Origin of the sequence: Pedobacter insulae, assembly GCF_900113525.1 — a bacterium.
GTDB classification, from domain to species: Bacteria; Bacteroidota; Bacteroidia; order Sphingobacteriales; family Sphingobacteriaceae; genus Pedobacter; species Pedobacter insulae.
The window spans coordinates 11,516-28,253 of the sequence record NZ_FOPP01000012.1; the positions used below are offsets into that span (position 1 = coordinate 11,516).

At 40.3% G+C, this 16,738-nt stretch carries 13 protein-coding genes; all 13 read right to left on the reverse strand.

The features are described from left to right. Positions 1 to 22: 22 nt before the first annotated feature. The 13 genes from mtaB to BM207_RS16875 all read right to left on the reverse strand — a co-directional run bounded on the left by mtaB (position 23) and on the right by BM207_RS16875 (position 16,737). Positions 23 to 1,342 carry a tRNA (N(6)-L-threonylcarbamoyladenosine(37)-C(2))-methylthiotransferase MtaB gene (gene mtaB / locus BM207_RS16815; protein WP_090997118.1) on the reverse strand — a complete coding sequence of 440 codons (1,320 nt, stop codon included), beginning with the start codon at positions 1,340 to 1,342 and terminating at the stop codon, positions 23 to 25. A 30-nt stretch (positions 1,343 to 1,372) separates the two neighbouring features. Next, positions 1,373 to 1,942 carry a UbiX family flavin prenyltransferase gene (locus BM207_RS16820; RefSeq protein ID WP_090997399.1) on the reverse strand — a complete coding sequence of 190 codons (570 nt, stop codon included), beginning with the start codon at positions 1,940 to 1,942 and terminating at the stop codon, positions 1,373 to 1,375. A 298-nt stretch (positions 1,943 to 2,240) separates the two neighbouring features. Beyond that, on the reverse strand, positions 2,241 to 3,866 hold the full coding sequence (locus BM207_RS16825; protein ID WP_090997122.1) for an NADP-dependent glyceraldehyde-3-phosphate dehydrogenase: 1,626 nt from the start codon (positions 3,864 to 3,866) through the stop codon (positions 2,241 to 2,243). Positions 3,867 to 3,869: 3 nt separating this feature from the next. After that, positions 3,870 to 5,444 (reverse strand): MFS transporter, encoded by a 1,575-nt coding sequence (locus BM207_RS16830; RefSeq protein ID WP_090997125.1) that lies wholly within the window; start codon positions 5,442 to 5,444, stop codon positions 3,870 to 3,872. Between the two features lie 29 nt (positions 5,445 to 5,473). Next, positions 5,474 to 6,148: a bifunctional 4-hydroxy-2-oxoglutarate aldolase/2-dehydro-3-deoxy-phosphogluconate aldolase gene (locus BM207_RS16835; protein WP_177217156.1), complete on the reverse strand. Its 675-nt coding sequence runs from the start codon at positions 6,146 to 6,148 to the stop codon at positions 5,474 to 5,476. Beyond that, positions 6,141 to 7,157, reverse strand: a complete 1,017-nt coding sequence (locus BM207_RS16840) for a sugar kinase (protein WP_090997127.1) — start codon at positions 7,155 to 7,157, stop codon at positions 6,141 to 6,143. Before BM207_RS16840 ends, BM207_RS16835 begins: the two co-directional genes overlap by 8 nt. A 1-nt stretch (position 7,158) precedes the next feature. Then, a complete protein-coding gene (gene uxaC, locus BM207_RS16845; protein WP_090997129.1) occupies positions 7,159 to 8,559 on the reverse strand; it encodes a glucuronate isomerase in 1,401 nt (466 codons plus the stop codon). 52 nt (positions 8,560 to 8,611) lie between these two features. Next, positions 8,612 to 9,427, reverse strand: a complete 816-nt coding sequence (locus BM207_RS16850; RefSeq protein WP_090997132.1) for an SDR family oxidoreductase — start codon at positions 9,425 to 9,427, stop codon at positions 8,612 to 8,614. Next, positions 9,427 to 10,257: a 5-dehydro-4-deoxy-D-glucuronate isomerase gene (kduI, locus tag BM207_RS16855; protein ID WP_090997135.1), complete on the reverse strand. Its 831-nt coding sequence runs from the start codon at positions 10,255 to 10,257 to the stop codon at positions 9,427 to 9,429. The genes BM207_RS16850 and kduI overlap by 1 nt, the downstream gene beginning before the upstream one ends. A gap of 10 nt (positions 10,258 to 10,267) precedes the next feature. Beyond that, positions 10,268 to 11,911 carry a UxaA family hydrolase gene (locus BM207_RS16860; RefSeq protein ID WP_090997138.1) on the reverse strand — a complete coding sequence of 548 codons (1,644 nt, stop codon included), beginning with the start codon at positions 11,909 to 11,911 and terminating at the stop codon, positions 10,268 to 10,270. Between the two features lie 2 nt (positions 11,912 to 11,913). Beyond that, positions 11,914 to 13,419: a tagaturonate reductase gene (locus BM207_RS16865; protein ID WP_090997141.1), complete on the reverse strand. Its 1,506-nt coding sequence runs from the start codon at positions 13,417 to 13,419 to the stop codon at positions 11,914 to 11,916. A gap of 144 nt (positions 13,420 to 13,563) precedes the next feature. Continuing rightward, positions 13,564 to 14,601, reverse strand: coding sequence for a pectate lyase (gene pelA / locus BM207_RS16870; protein WP_090997143.1), 1,038 nt, complete (start codon positions 14,599 to 14,601; stop codon positions 13,564 to 13,566). A gap of 204 nt (positions 14,602 to 14,805) precedes the next feature. Further along, positions 14,806 to 16,737: a glycoside hydrolase family 88 protein gene (locus BM207_RS16875; protein ID WP_090997146.1), complete on the reverse strand. Its 1,932-nt coding sequence runs from the start codon at positions 16,735 to 16,737 to the stop codon at positions 14,806 to 14,808. Position 16,738: the final 1 nt, after the last annotated feature.

Here is a 16,738-nt window from a genome sequence, read left to right on the forward strand (position 1 = left end):
AGATAGGAAAGAGTTTTCAGTTTTAGTGAACGTATACCGCATCTAATTCCATTACCTCTACCTCTCCATCGGGCAAAAGTGCTGTTAATTTAACATTCTTAAGCTCATTTACCATAACAGGATCGTATTTTGCTTTAACTTTTACATAGTTCTTGGTAAAACCATGCATAAAACCATTTTTTTGATCATCTTCAAAAAGTACCTGTGCCTCACTTCCGATCTGAGACTCGTAAAACGCCCTTCTTTTTTTATCAGAAAGAATATGCAGCATCTTATTGCGATCAAATCTGGTACTACCGGTTACCTTGCCCGTCATGGTTGCCGCTTCGGTTTGTTCTCTTTCCGAATAAGTGAAAACATGCAGATAGGAGATATCCAACTCATTTAAAAATTTATAGGTATCTAAAAAGTCATCATGCGTCTCTCCCGGGAAACCGACTATGACATCAACCCCGATACAACAGTTTGGCATCACAGCCTTTATTTTTGCAACGCGTTCGGTGTATAGATTTCGCTGATAACGTCTTTTCATTAAACCCAAAATCTTGTCTGAACCCGATTGGAGTGGAATATGAAAGTGCGGGACAAATCTTTTGGAGCTAGCTACAAACTCAATAATTTCGTTACTTAATAAGTTCGGTTCGATAGAGGAAATACGGATCCGTTCAATTCCTTCAACTTCATCTAAAGCCTTTACAAGATCAAAAAACTTATCTTGCCGCTTGCCATCGCGTATACCGAAATCGCCCAAATTTACACCGGTAAGCACAATCTCTTTTACGCCACTGGCCGCGATTTGCGTTGCACGGTTCACCACATTCTCAATGGTATCACTTCTACTGCCACCTCTGGCCAAGGGAATGGTACAATAGGTACAAGGATAATCACAACCATCCTGTACCTTTAAAAAAGTACGTGTTCTATCGCCGATGGAATAAGCGGCAATAAAATTATGGTTAACCTTTTCGATATGTTGTTGATGAACGACTGCTTTTGGATTCTTGGTTAGATCAGAGATAAATTCTACAATTCTGAATTTTTCAGCCGCACCTAAAACCATGTCAACGCCTTCTATTTCGGCTATCTCAGTGGGTTTTAATTGGGCATAACACCCAACAATAGTTACATAGGCATTGGGTGAGTATTTTAATGCTTCTTTAACGACCTTCCGACATTTTTTATCAGCATGCTCGGTCACCGAACAGGTATTGATCACATACACATCAGCAGCGTCGGTAAATTCTACAACGGCATAACCGGCATCTGTAAAAAGACGACCAATAGTGGAAGTTTCAGAAAAATTCAGCTTACAGCCAAGCGTATAAAATGCAACTTTCTTCATGAAGTCGCAAAGATAAGAAAATTGAACTAACTAATCTTCATTCCACCGGTAACTTTCATCTTCTAACCCTGCCAGATCAATTATTCGACTTACCACCGTCTGCGCTACCGCTTCAATGGTTTTTGGAATGCTGTAAAAAGATGGGCTCGCCGGACAAATGATTCCCCCAGCTTCGGTAACGGTTTTCATATTATTGATATGGATGAGGTTAAATGGCGTATCTCTTACCACGGCAATTAATTTTCTTCGTTCTTTCAAAATTACATCGGCTGCGCGGGAAATAAGATCGTTTGAAATACCATTTGCAATCCGTCCGAGTGTTCCCATAGAGCAGGGAACGATGATCATAGTATCAAATTTAGCAGAGCCAGAAGCAAAAGGGGCATTGAAGTCCATTTTAGCATAAAAAGTAAAAGGATAACGATCATAATCGTCATTACCAAGCTCGCACCGCCACACTTCCTTGGCATTGTCGGACATTACCACACCAACTTTATCAATTTGCGCGGAGAGTTTTAACAGGTTATCTAACACAAGCTTGGCATAAATAGCCCCACTTGCGCCAGTAATAGCGACGATAATTTTTTTCTTTTTCTGCATGATGTTTACAAATATACGCATCGACTTACGAAGTCGGGTATAAAACGCCGACTTCGTAAGTCGACTTGCGGGTTTCGAGCACAAAGTTGCGGGAATCGACTTACGAAGTCGAAAGAAATCGGAAGATGCTGTCAAAAAAAAGGGCCAGAAACAATGTTTCTGACCCTACATCTACCTATGAAAAACATACCCCCGAAAGGGTAAGCTCAAATATACCCTTTTTTATAAAAAAAAGAAAGTTTAAACATACTTTTTTTTAATCGTTGATATAATATTGTTTCATTTGGCTTAATGCGTATTAAAATAGGTACTTAGTACTTAAAAAATTTGAACTATGGCTATCAATTATTTCATTCAAAAGATGCTTATTGCTATCATTTAGCTTAGTGGCAACTAAAGAGCGTATGGAAAAGGAGCGCAATGCATCTACTACAGACAATGTTCCTTCAGCGCTATCTTTCCTTCCGGTAAATGGGAACACATCCGGGCCGCGCTGGCACTGACAATTGATATTTACACGACTAACCTGATTAACCAAGGGATCTATTAAGGATGCGATCTCGTCTTCGTCATTGCTAAAGATGCTTACTTGTTGTCCGTGAGTGGATTCGATTAAATAGGTTATCGTTTCCTCCAAATCATCAAAAGGCACCACAGGCACTACCGGACCGAATTGCTCTTCTGTATAAAGCTTCATTTGTGCATTAACCGGATAGACAATTGCCGGAAAAACAAATGATTCGTTTGTAGCACCACCGTTTTCATTCACAATTTTTGCTCCCTTGGCAATAGCATCCTCCAAACATTCTTTTAAATAAGCAGGCTTATGGGGTTCAGGTAAGGGTGTTAAAGCAACTCCATTTACCCAAGGCATTCCAAATTTTAGCTTGCTAACAGCTTCAGACAACTGCGCCAAAAACTCATCGGCCAAACTACGGTGAACAAAAATAATTTTTAGCGCGGTACAACGCTGACCATTAAAGGATAACGAGCCTAACACTGTTTCCTGTACAGCTAATTTTAAATCGGCTTTAGCGGTAATAATAGCGGCATTTTTGGCGTCTAAACCCAAAATAGCACGTAAGCGATTTACCTTAGGGTGCATTTTCTTTAACTCATTAGCCACTTTGCTTGACCCAATTAAAGTTAGCACGTTAATTTTTCCAGACTCCATTAACCCAGGGATAATTTTATTCCCCCTCCCATAAATGGTATTGACCACGCCTTTTGGAAAGCAGTTCTTAAAAGCTGCTAATAATGGATAAAACAACAAGGTACCATGCTTAGGTGGTTTAAACAAAATGGTATTGCCCATAATCAATGCAGGAATTAAAGTAGTAAAAGTCTCATTTAACGGATAATTAAACGGTCCCATACACAAGACCACACCCAACGGAGAGCGACGAATCTGCGCGATAATTCCCTGTTCGATGGTGAAACCAGCGGATTGACGATCCAGATCTTTTAAGGCGTCTATGGTTGCTTGGATATATTCTATGGTACGATCAAATTCTTTGGTCGAGTCGGCAAAGGTTTTACCAATTTCCCACATGATCAGTTTGACAACTTCTTGCTTTTTCTCGATAATTTCATGGGTAAACTTTTCTACTCGCTCAATGCGTTGCGCAACGCTCATTGTGGGCCATTCTCCTCTTCCATTATCGTAGGCATTAACTGCTGCATCAAGTGCTGCATTTGCCTCTTCTTTATCACACAGTGGGTAGGTGCCGATCACCTTGCGCTGTAAACCATTAGCTGTTTTTATACAAATTGGAGAGAGTACCGTATGCACGTCACCATTCCAAGGGAGCATTTCACCGTTTGATAAATAGGCTCTTTGGTTTACTTCTTCTACTAATTTAAAGTCAGTAGGAATCTGCTCTTCCGTTAAAAAGAGTTCATTTAATTCGTCTTGAAAACTCATAGTTTATAAATCTGTAATCTTTTTATATTTTGGAACTAGTGACTTCATTACTCCCCAAGCAATTAAATACGCCACTGCGCAAAAGGCGAACATAATGGTATACGCAACGGTCATGTTCGACTGTACCAATGGTTTTTGAATTTCTAAGAGTTGTGAGAAAAGTGTCGCATCTACTGCCTTCAGTTTATCGGCCACCTCAACAGGCACCTTGCTTAAGGCCATGATATCTAAATTCACTTTGTCGCCATATTTACTGGCCAAATCCATCGAGGTAATTTGGTTCACAAAAGCGCTGTTGCCCATTTCATTGAACTTTGCAAAAGATTCTGAAATTCCCTTATTTGCATAGCTATCAAATATCCAACCGCCTACCTTAGTAACCAGTACTCCACCAATTCCACCTGCCATACCACCTATTCCTACTACAGAACCAATTGCTCTTTTCGGGAACATATCAGAAACGGTTGTAAAAATATTGGCCGACCATGCCTGGTGAGCGGAGGTACCGATACCAATTAAAATAACAGGTACCCAAAAAGAATAGTGACCAAAAGGCTGGGCTAATAAAACTACCAATGGGAACAATGCAATGGCAAACATAGCCCTCATCCTACCCTCATATACGGTATAGCCCTTGTTGATAAAGTACTTAGGGAACCAGCCACCGCCAATACTTCCAATCATGGTCATACTATAAAGTAACGCCAATGGAAGCACAATATCCGACCCGGTCATATTATACTGGTCTTTTAGATAACCTGGTAACCAAAAGAGGAAAAACCACCATACCCCGTCCGTCATGAACTTACCAAAAGTGAAAGCCCAAGTTTGTCGATAGGTTAATAATTTAAACCATGATACTTTATCTACATTGGCTTTATCAGCAACTTCGTCCTCATCGCTGTTGATGTATGCAAGCTCACCTGCCGATAATCGTTTTTGTTTCTCTGGCGAATCGTAAAAATACAACCAAAAGAACAACCATAAAAATCCAATTGCTCCAACTAATTCAAACGCTCTTTCCCAGCCCCAATGTTCAGCAATCCATGGCACGCAGAGTGGTGCTAAAACTGCTCCAACGTTTGCTCCAGAATTGAAAATACCCGTGGCTAATGAGCGTTCCTTCTTGGGATGGTATTCTGCAGTTGCCTTAATAGCCGCAGGAAAATTCCCTGCCTCTCCAATGGCCAACACTGCCCTTGAAAACATAAAGCCCAAGATAGAAACAGGTAAGGCTGCAAGTCCGAAAGTGGTTAAAACAGCTGCAATACCGGTACCAATTGAAATGGAATAGGCATGAATAATTGCACCGATAGACCATATTACAATGGCAATTCCATATCCCCATTTTGTTCCCAGCTTATCTACAAAGCGGCCAGCAAACAGCATCGCAATCGCGTAGGTGAATTGAAAAACGGCTGCAATATCAGCGTAATCGCTATTCGACCATCCGAATTGTTCTTCTAATAAAGGTTTCAATAGACTTAAAACTTGTCTATCTAAATAGTTTACGGTTGTGGCAAAAAACAGGAGGGCGCAAATGGTCCATCTATAATTTCCAATTTTGGCTTGGTTCATATTTTTAGTTTTTGGTTATTTGGTTGTTGTTAACTGGTTAAAGGTTTAACTTTTTTAATAATTGTCAATGCTTCCGTGGTTCGTGCAAGCAATTCGGGGTAATCTTTATTGGCTAATATTTCTTTGCTCACTAATTTACTTCCTAGTCCGACTGCACAAACACCTGCTTTAAACCAGGTTTCTATGTTAGCCGCCTCAATTTCCACTCCTCCTGTAGGCACAAATAGCTGACCTTGGAAAAGCTCTTTTATGGACGATAAGTAAGCTGGTCCCAACATATTAGCGGGGAACAGCTTGATAATCCCGGCTCCATATTGATGGGCTAAATTAATTTCCGTCGGTGTCATACACCCTGGGATCCATAACAATCCCGCTTCGTGGGTTAATTTCCCCACTTCCAGGTCTACTACCGGGCAAACAATAAAATCTGCACCCGCTGCCAAAAAATCGTTAAGTTCTTCGGTATTTTTAATGGTTCCAATTCCCAAAAACAAATCTTGCATCTCTGTTTTTAATGCTTCTTTTAGGAATTTAAAATTAGCTAATGCTGCTTTACCCCTATTAGTATATTCGAAAACGCGAACACCGCCTTTGTATAAGGTGCGAACAATCTCTAAACTTAATTCGGGATCTTCATGATAAAACAAAGGCAATAAACCTTGTTCCTGAATGGCTGTGATGGCTGTCTCTTTATTTTTAATCATGTGCTGCTAAAGTTTTTTGTACATCTGCTATAGTGGCCGTTGTACAGTCGCTCGGAATAAATAGTTTGTTAAATGCTGCTGCTGTTGCAAAGTTCAAGGTTGTTAACGGGTTAAGCTGTTGATAAAAACCATAAATTAAGCCTGCCATAAAGCAGTCTCCGCTACCCACTTTATCTAAAATATGCTCCGAGCAATATTCTTTCGAAACGAGGAGTTCATTATCCGTGTAAAGTGTCGTATAATATTTTATGCCCTGCTGGTAATCAAAACGGAAGGTATTTGCAACCCATTTACATTTAGGATATTGCTCACAAATTTCCGCTGAAGTAATTTTAGCTTGTTCGAGATAAATATTTTTATCTTCTGTTTCATTCGCAAATGCTGCTAAGCTAATGCCGAGCATCTTTTCTGCAGCCCAGATATTACCCATGATCAAATCGCAATATTTGGCTAATTGAGGAATAACCTCTACTGGTTGCTTGCCATATTGCCATAGTTTTGCACGGTAATTTAAGTCGACAGACACGGTAATTCCTCTTTCACTTGCCGCTTTAACAGCTTCCAAGCAAACATCTGCTGCATCTTGGCTCAAGGCCGGGCATATGGCACTAAAGTGAAACCATTCCACATCTTCCAACACCTTATCCCAATCGATCGTATTTGTTTTAAGGGCTGAAAAAGCAGAGTTTGCACGATCATAAATCACTCCAGCATTTTTCAAGTCTTTTCCTTTGGGTAAATAATATAAACCAATCCGATCGCCCCCGTGATAAATGGAAGCCGTATCGATCTTACAATTATTTAGGTAACCAATCAGTTGATCGGCCATAAAATTTACTGGTAAGGCGGTGAAATAGGCAGATGGAATATTCCACAGAGCTAGCGCTGTTGCCACATTTAACTCGGCACCACCCACGTAAAAAGGTAATTTATTGGTCGCAAGCCATTCGCCATCTCCATCCGGACAAATACGCAATAAAAGTTCACCGAAACTTAAGACTTTACCCATACTAGAAATTAAAATAGGTTTTAGCGTTGTGATAACAAATGTCCTGGATTATTTTACCCAACCATTCTTTATCATTGGGAAGTTCTCCATTTTCTACGTCTGTACCAAATAAATCGCATAATATTCTTCTAAAATATTCGTGGCGCGGAAAGGAAAGGAAGCTTCTAGAATCGGTCAACATCCCAACGAACTGGCTTAACAAGCCCATATTTGATAAGGTGTTGAGCTGTTTGATCATCCCATCTTTTTGATCTAAAAACCACCATCCTGATCCCCATTGCACTTTACCTGCAACTGTTCCATCCTGGTAATTACCGATCATGGTGGCCATTAATTCATTGTCGGCCGGGTTTAAGTTATATAAAATGGTTTTTGTTAATTTATTTTCCAGATCAAGCTTATTTAAAAACTTGGCTAATTGTTTGCCTTGCGGGAAATCACCGATTGAATCAAATCCCGTATCTGGTCCTAGCGACGACAATAGGCGGGTGTTATTATTACGCAATGCGCCTAAATGAAACTGTTGTACCCAACCTTTTTCATGGTTCCATAAAGCAAATTCAAAAAGCATGGCCGATTTGAACTTCAAATTTTCTGTTAAAGAAACTGTTTGGTTCTTTCTAATCTTTAAGAAGATTGCTTTTACTTCTTCTACTGTATAATCTTCTGCGTAAATCTGTTCTAAACCGTGATCGGAAACGGTAGCACCATGATCGGCAAAATAAGTATGGCGGGATTTCAAAGCAGTTAAATAAGTATCATAATCTGCGATTGCTGAACCTGTTATATCGGCTAATTTATCGATATAGCCATTTAAGCTTTCCACATCATCTGCATTCATTGCCTTATCTGGCCTGAACGCTGGCAAAACCCGCAATGGGATTCCACTATTTTTTATTTGTTCGTGGTGCGTTAGATTATCCAAAGGATCATCGGTGGTACATAACGTTTTAACGTTCATTTTACGCAGCAGTCCCTGTACACTGTACACTGGTGTTTGCAACTTAGCATTACATTCATCATAGATCTTTTTCGCATTGGCGGAAGATAATACTTCGTGTATATCGAAATAGCGTTGTAATTCTAAATGTGTCCAATGATAAAGCGGATTTCTTAAAGTATAGGGAACGGTCTCTGCCCATTTCTCAAATTTCTCCCAATCAGACGCTGCGCCGGTGATATAATACTCATCCACACCATTGGCACGCATCGCTCTCCATTTATAATGATCGCCATACAGCCATACCTGGGTAATATTTTCAAAGTTTTTATCAGCAGCAATTTGGTCGGGCAATAAGTGATTATGATAATCAATTATCGGCATTTGCTTTGCAAATTCATGATACAGCGTTTTTGCCGTTTCCGTTTGCAATAAAAAGTTCTCGTCTAGAAATTGTTTCACTTGTTAATATTTTTAATTAGCTAATTGGCTAATTGGTGAATTAGCTAGTTATTTAAACTCCACTAAAAATAGAGAAGCCTCCGTCTACGCAAATCATGGCCCCTGTTACAAATTGGGAAGCATCGCTCAACAGCCAAACTAAGGCTCCCTTTAATTCATCGGGATCTCCAAAACGCTTGAATGGTGTTTGTTTGATAACCGATTGCCCTCTTGGGGTAAATCCACCATCAGGTGTTGTTAAAAGGTTACGATTTTGTTCTGTTAAGAAAAATCCTGGTGCCAGGGCATTCATCCTGATTTTATCTCCGTAGCGATTAGCCAATTCAACGGCAAACCATTGCGTATAGCAATCTACTGCAGCTTTACCCATATTATATCCCAATACTTTGGTTACCGCCTTTTTCGAATTCATGGAGGAGATGTTCACGATACTCCCTCTGCCTGTCTGCGCTATGGCTTCGCCGAATATCTGGGTAGGAATGAGTGTTCCCCACAAATTAAGGTCGAGCACTTTTTTCATACCATCCATTTTCATTGCAAAAATGCTTTCTTCTGGTTGTAGCACCCCATCTGGCATATTTCCGCCAGCAGCATTTACCAAACCATCTATTTTACCGAAAGCGTCGATGATTTTTGCTCTGGCAGCGATGAGTTGCGCCTCGTCCATTGCATCGGCAACTAAAGCAATAGCTCTACCTCCATTTTTGTTTATAGTATCTGCTCGTTGGTTGGCGATTTCTGCATTTCTACCTAGGATACCAACGGCGCCTCCGGCTTCTACAATGGCATTTACAAATGAATTGCCCAAGATTCCCGTTCCACCGGTTACTACGATTACTTTACCTTCTAAAGAAAATGATTGTTCCATTATTTAAGTTCTTTTACGCCAAATGTATCCATATCGGCATAGTCTAAATTTTCACCTGCCATACCCCAGATGAAACTATAATTTTTGGTTCCACTGCCGGCATGGATACTCCATGTTGGCGATAAAACCGCTTCATGGTTGGCTACAAGGATATGTCTGGTTTCTTGTGGTTCTCCCATATAATGGAAAACGCGGTGTTCTTCATCTACATCGAAGTAGAAATAAACTTCCATTCTACGGTCGTGCGTGTGCGGCGGAATCGTATTCCAAACGCTACCAGGTGAAAGAATTGTTAAGCCCATCACCAACTGGCAACTTTGAATTCCGTCTTTATGGATATAACGGGCAATTTTACGTTCATTCGCTGTTTCAACACTTCCTAATTGCGCTGAAAATGCATCGCTATTTTTTAAAAATGTAGTGGGATATGTTTGATGAGCGGGGGCCGACAAAGCATAGAAAACAGCTGGATGCTGCGCATCTTTGCTACTGAACTTTACGTCTTTTACCCCTTTTCCCAAATATAAACAATCGAGTTTGGCTAAATCGTAGCTTGCTCCATCGGCAATAATAGTACCTTCACCACCCACGTTAATCACCCCCATTTCTCTCCTTTCCAAAAAGAAATCGGCACGTAAAATATCGTAAGTATCTAAAGTGACTTCGGTGTTTGTAGGTGTAATTAGTCCAGTTACCATCCGATCATAGTGTGCATATACAAAATTCGCTTTGTTAGGCTCTTTAAGACCGTCCAATAAGAAACGATCTCTGATTTTATCAGTCTGATAGGATTTAAAGTCTTCTGAATGTACGTGTTGTATTATTTTCATTGTTCATATATTATAGTGACACTCCTCGTTTCCAAGGAATAAAATCATCTTGATTTAATAAAACTGATTTCGGAATTACTTCACCGCTAGCGGCTTTAATGCAATAGTCTAAAATATCTTCGCCCATTTCTTCAATGGTTTTTTCTCCTTCTATCACGGGTCCGGTGTTGATATCAATGATATCTCCCATTCGCTTCGTGAGGGCGTTGTTTGTGGCAACTTTAATAACCGGACAAACAGGATTCCCTGTTGGTGTACCCAAACCTGTGGTAAATAAAATTAAAGTGGCGCCACTGGCTGCCTTACCTGTAGTGGCTTCTACATCATTGCCTGGGGTACAAACCAGATTTAAGCCGCTTTTCGTAGCTGGTTCTGTATAATCGAGCACATCTGTAATTGGTGAAGTACCTCCTTTTTTGGCAGCACCATTGCTTTTAATGGCATCGGTAATTAAGCCATCTTTAATATTTCCTGGAGAGGGATTCATATGGAATCCTGAACCCGCATTTTCGGCTGCCTGGCTATAGGCACCCATTAAGGAAATGAATTTCTTAGCGGCAGCTTCGTCGATGGTCCTGTCAATTAAATTTTGTTCGGCTCCGCACAGTTCGGGAAATTCTGCCAATAAAACCGTTGCGCCTAAAGCCACTAATAAATCCGAGCAATAACCCACGGCCGGATTAGCGGAAATGCCACTAAAGCCATCGCTACCCCCGCATTTAACGCCTACATTTAATTTGCTTAGCGGAGCAGGTTTACGTTCTATTTTATTAGCTTCAATTAAGCCTTCAAAAGTTTTCTTAATTGCTTCGGCAATTAAATTTTCCTCATTTTGTGACTGCTGTTGTTCAAAAATAAATAAAGGCTTATTGAAATCTGGATTTCTTTCTTTAATATCTCTCGTAAAATCTGCCACCTGTAAATTTTGGCAACCTAAACTTAATACTGTAACGCCGGCAACATTGGGATGATCGGCATAAGCAGCAAGAAGTTTGCTTAAAACCGCAGCGTCTTGTCTAATTCCACCACAGCCTCCTTGATGATTTAAAAATTTAATCCCGTCAATATTTTTGAAGGTCCGTTTATTGCGAACCCCTTCAAACGTCATGGGTGCGACTAATGATCCAATATCTACTCCATTTTCAAATGCTTCGACAAGGTGATGGGTATAGGCTTTATACTTTGCGGTTACTGCATAACCTAATTCATTGTGTAAAGCTTCACGAATAACATCAAGATTGCGATTCTCACAAAAAACCGTCGGTACAAAAAGCCAATAATTAGCAGTACCTACTTTGCCGTCGCCCCGGTGGTATCCATTAAAAGTGCGGTCTTTGAACTTCGTCACATCCGGGGCTTCCCACTGGTATTGATAAGGACGGAAAGCATAGGGTGCAGCAGCATGCTTCAAGTTATCCGTGGTCATTAAGGAACCTGATTTAAGTGGGTATTGTACTTTTCCAACTAAAGTTCCATACATCAAAACATCCTCGCCGCTGGCCATATCGTTTGCATAAAACTTATGCTTTGCGTTTATATCATGCACTAAGGTATACGTTTTACCCTGATAGCTTACTGTTTCGCCAGCTTTTAAATCGCTCAACGCAACTAGCACATTATCACTCGGATGAACCTTTAAAACTAACTGTTTCATTGCTACGCTGAATATATTTTTGTGGTTGAAAGGTTACTTAAAGCAGTTTCCATTCCGTTATTTAAAATTTCGTTATACTTTTCGTTAACAGTTTCCATAAATCCAGGCAATGCTGCTAAGTCAAGTTTCCAGAAACCCGAATCGCTCAATACGTTTGTAACATAATTTTCTTTCTGCTGTTGATGGAAATAGGCTGCACTATCGTCGTTAATTAAATAGGTTTTTCCATTTAAGGAACCGTAATATTTCCCATCTTCTTTGTGATTTGCCTTCATGAAAACCAGATAAGCTGCGAATCCCAGTGCAATATGAGCGGGAACTTTATTATAAATATCGTAGTAATTCGCTATTAAAGGCAAAATACGAATTTTCATTTTCATGGTATATTGAAAAGTAATGCTATGCCACAGATGCTCAATAAAAGGATTTGCAAAGCGATCAATGACCGATTTCGAGAAGTCCGTAGTTTGTTTGGCATTAACCTCGTAAGGTATTGCCAAGCTAATCTCATTGCTCATTAATGTGCTGATATATTGCTTAACCTGTTCGTCTTTCATGGCATTTTTTACCGTATCAATTCCAAGTAGAAAGGCAATTCCGGCGCTTAAGGTATGGGTTCCGTTTAACAAGCGTACTTTCAGCTCCCGGTAAATCTCTATATCTTCAGCGATGATAACACCTGCGTCAACTGCTGCAAATTCGAGTACCTCTTTCACCTGCTCAGCACCCTCAATAGCCCAAAGCCTGTACGGCTCGGCCATCGCCAATAGCTCATCCTTGTAACCTAAAGCTTGTTGAAGCTCCGCTACGGTATTTTCATCAGGTTTACCCGGCACAATCCGGTCTACCAACGAGTTGCAGAATTTATTTGCCGTAGTTAACCACGCTACAAAGCTGGATTCCAAGTTATTGAATTGAGCCAATTGCAGCACGATCGTTGCGAGTTTAGTACCGTTATCGGGAATTAATTCGGTGGCAATAATAACTAACCCACTGTCTTTCGATCCACCAAATGCTTTAAACCGCTGATAAAGTACGGCTAAAACTTTAGCGGGGAACGAGCTTGGCGGATTTTGATCGATTTTTTCGTTGACCAATGTTATACCTACTTCTGTGGTATTGGAAACAATAATTTTCAGGTCTTTGGAGCTGGCTACCGACAGAACCGATGCCCAGTCATTCTCTGCGGCAATAACCCTGCTGATTGCAGAAGAAATGATATTTTCTTCCACAAGCTGCCCACTCTCTACGCCTCTTATACATAAAGTATAAAGGCTATCCTGGCTATCAAACTCGGTCGTATCTCCCCTTGTCGACTTTACAACGGCTATTCTTCCATTAAATACGCCTTGCTGATTGGCTTTATGGATAAAATAATCAGGAAGCCCGCGTAGTAAAACACCCGTTCCAAATTGAAGAACCTTTTCGGGAAGGTCAAAGGAGCTAGCCAAAGGTGTAACTATATGCTCCCTATTAATAAATTGCAGATTTTCTTGAGATAAGATCATTTTTATATTCAACAGCTTTCCATTTACAGTTGCTAATGATAGGGTAGTATTATGCTATCAATGGCATTGGCTAAAACAATTCTACACATTTTTTACTAGGAAAAACCCTATTTAAACGCAAAAATTTGCGCAATCGTTCCCAGTTCAGGGATTGTTTTTTTGCCATTTAGGATATTCAGTGGCTAAAAGTTTGGCAGCAAAATTCCCGTACCACGCATAGCCATTTCTACGTTCGTAACTAATTTCAGCCACGTTACTTTTGATGGAGTTATCACGATCACCAAAAATAGGCTGATTAGTTTCGAAATCGTAAAACCTTGCCCAAATGACAGATGTATCATCTTTAATTAATCCCTTGTCTTTAATGTCTGGCAATTTATCAAATCGATACCCAACAATCTTGGTCGAATTGAACCATGCGATGGCGCTGTTAATCGCATTTTTAATCTGTGGACTTGGGTTCTTGATTCTCATGAGAAACCTTACAATAGCCACGGATTCGGCCGTACTTAACGAAGCCGGCTCAAAACTCCTTGCTTTCGCTGGTTTAAGGGTATTTTGGTCATATTGTGCAGCCCAAATACTCAGCCTGCCACTTTGTACAATCTGCGTTTTTAAAATGCAATCCAGGCCTCTTTGATAAGCATTTTCAGCTCTTGCATGGTATGACTGATCTACCACCTCAAAATCTTTTGTTTGATTGGCGATATTGAACATGATATTGAGTACGTTTACCATCGCATTATCATTGTACGTAATTTCTGCGCGATAGCTACTTTTGTCGGGATAATATTGAGGCCAGCCCCCATTTTCATATTGAGCCTTTAGCAGGTAATCGATCCCTTTCTGAGCGGCTAATAAATAGTTCTTATTATTGGTGGTTTTATACGCTTGTACCAGGGCGGTAATTTCTCTGGAGGTTGCGGCATTATCAATTGTGGCATGCATGTAGGTTGTGCTCTTTATCTTTGCCATTAATGCCTCATCAATTGGCGTTTCATATTTCACTACATAGCCACCTGTTAGCTGCTTTGGCCATGCGCCGTTACTTAATTGATAAATTAACATTTTTTCGGCAATTGAATCGGTTTTCACTATGCCATGGTTTGCAGTTTGCGCCGTTGCACAAGAACAAAAACTAATAGAAATTATGGTGTAGAGTAAGGTGATATTATTTTTCATTTTTATCGTTTTGTGTTATAAACTCTGCCGGCGTCATTGCGAGGAGCGTAGCGACGAAGCAATCTTAAGCCGTGAATTAGATTGCTTCGCTGCGCTCGCAATGACGGGGTTTCCTGCAATGACGGGGTTTTCTACAATGACTAAGGTTCCTCGCATTGACTAAGGTTCCTGCAATGACGCCTAATAGAAAACTTTTGTTATGAATTATTTTCCTTGTTTGGAAAGCCAGTTAACCAAGTCGCCCGCTGCTTTAAAATTTTCATACATTGCCGGCAATTTTCTGCCATCTACATATTCGTTGTACAACCAAGGGTCGCCAATGACATACACTGTTCCCTTGCCCATTTTGGCAACTGCCATTACATGATCGCCCGCTGCATCTTTGAGCACCGACTTTGCATTTCCTGATAATTTTAAACTACTATATTCCTTAATAAACAAGTTGTAAGTGTTTTTAAAAATCTCATTACCAGCGGGAACAACAACTTTGGCCGTTTCGAAATTGCCGGGCACGGGAACTGTTCCTTTACTATCGCCGTTAAAGAATACTCCGAACTTCGTGGCTAATTCGTTGAAATGTTTGAGTTCTGCATTGGGCGCATCGTTGGCCATTAATACCAACACGCCGCCTGCTTTTACCCAAGCTGTGATTGCTTTGATGTCAGGCTGAGACACAAAATTTGGCTTAGGGTTTTCTTTTTCAAAATCGGGGTCGACAATCACATAAATTGAAGAACCTTTCAAATTTGCCAAAGTTGGCGCTTGGTACAGTGTTTCGGTTTTGAAGCCTGCCCTGTTAAATATCCCTCCTAAAAAAGAAAATCCACCATTTGCCTGCTCATCCCATTTGTAATGCCATTTAAGTGAATTTCCACTTTGATCAGTTCGTGTTTCATTATTAAAGTATGAATCCAGTAATACCGTTTTACCTAAGCCTGGCTTCGGCATTGCTGCCAACTCCATTTCATTAGCGGCCAATAAAAATGCACCAACTCCTTTAGGATCGTTAACGACCACTTTTTCGCTCAAATAATAAGCATAACTACCATCACGATAAGGTTTTCCACCCAAGCCCGAAACACTTACCGTTCCTTTTAAATTAACTCTATCAGCGTCAACTCGTTCTATAAACGAAGTTTTAATCCCCTTGTAGCCTTTATCAGCAACGGCAAAATAAGTTTTTGGTAAATAACCCATGCGCACTGCCTTTGCAAAGGTATATACAAACATACTCGAAGCAGATGCCTCATGATAGTTGCCTTTTCCGTTGGGCATATCTAAAATATCGTACCACAAACCAGATTTCGGATCTTGCACCTTTTGTATAGCAGTGGCAAAGCGGTTTAAAATTGACAATAGATTTTTTCTTTTAGGGTGATCTACGGGGAAATTATCCAATACATCTACTAATGCCATTCCGTACCAGCCCATTGCCCTGCCCCAAAAATGTGGAGATCTGCCAGTAGTTTTGTCTGCCCATTGCTCGACTTTCGACTCATCCCATCCATGATACATCAAACCAGTTTTACCATCCACTGAATTTTTTTCCATCCAAATAAATTGATTCGCGATATCATCAAATGCTTTATCTTCTTTGATTAGCGCAGCATATTCAGCATAAAATGGTTCACCCATGTATAAGCCGTCCAACCACATCTGATTAGGATATATTTTTTTGTGCCAAAAACCCCCTTCTTTAGTTCGAGGCTGCTCTTGCAATTGGTTCCACAGCGAAGTAGCAGCTTTAAAATATTTTTGTTGTCCGGTTACTTTGTATAACATTAATAAGGTGCGGCCATTTTTTACATTGTCGATGTTAAAATCCGTGTGCTTATAATTATAGATAACACCATCATTGGCGATATAGGAGTCCATACTTTTTTGCATGGTTTTAAAATAGCTTGCGTCCCCTGTTCGTTTCCAAATCCCTTCAAATCCTTCATAAACTACACCTAGATCGTACGACCATTTTTTTGGCTTAAAGCCAGAGGGTTCTGTATTAAGCGTATCTTTCCAAATGCCCATAACGGTTGCTGCCATTTGCGCTGAAAGGGGTTTGCTTTGTTGTGCTGCTACTTGAAAACTGGCAGTAAACAAGCTAATTATCAATAGATACTTTAAAAGTGAAAATTTCATC

Bases quoted from the DNA above. Each gene is read 5' to 3' on its own strand.
- mtaB (WP_090997118.1), bottom strand. From the start codon at position 1,342: ATGAAGAAAGTTGCATTTTATACGCTTGGCTGTAAGCTGAATTTTTCT.
- BM207_RS16820 (WP_090997399.1), bottom strand. From the start codon at position 1,942: ATGCAGAAAAAGAAAAAAATTATCGTCGCTATTACTGGCGCAAGTGGG.
- BM207_RS16825 (WP_090997122.1), bottom strand. From the start codon at position 3,866: ATGAGTTTTCAAGACGAATTAAATGAACTCTTTTTAACGGAAGAGCAG.
- BM207_RS16830 (WP_090997125.1), bottom strand. From the start codon at position 5,444: ATGAACCAAGCCAAAATTGGAAATTATAGATGGACCATTTGCGCCCTC.
- BM207_RS16835 (WP_177217156.1), bottom strand. From the start codon at position 6,148: ATGATTAAAAATAAAGAGACAGCCATCACAGCCATTCAGGAACAAGGT.
- BM207_RS16840 (WP_090997127.1), bottom strand. From the start codon at position 7,157: ATGGGTAAAGTCTTAAGTTTCGGTGAACTTTTATTGCGTATTTGTCCG.
- BM207_RS16850 (WP_090997132.1), bottom strand. From the start codon at position 9,427: ATGGAACAATCATTTTCTTTAGAAGGTAAAGTAATCGTAGTAACCGGT.
- kduI (WP_090997135.1), bottom strand. From the start codon at position 10,257: ATGAAAATAATACAACACGTACATTCAGAAGACTTTAAATCCTATCAG.
- BM207_RS16860 (WP_090997138.1), bottom strand. From the start codon at position 11,911: ATGAAACAGTTAGTTTTAAAGGTTCATCCGAGTGATAATGTGCTAGTT.
- BM207_RS16865 (WP_090997141.1), bottom strand. From the start codon at position 13,419: ATGATCTTATCTCAAGAAAATCTGCAATTTATTAATAGGGAGCATATA.
- pelA (WP_090997143.1), bottom strand. From the start codon at position 14,601: ATGAAAAATAATATCACCTTACTCTACACCATAATTTCTATTAGTTTT.
- BM207_RS16875 (WP_090997146.1), bottom strand. From the start codon at position 16,737: ATGAAATTTTCACTTTTAAAGTATCTATTGATAATTAGCTTGTTTACT.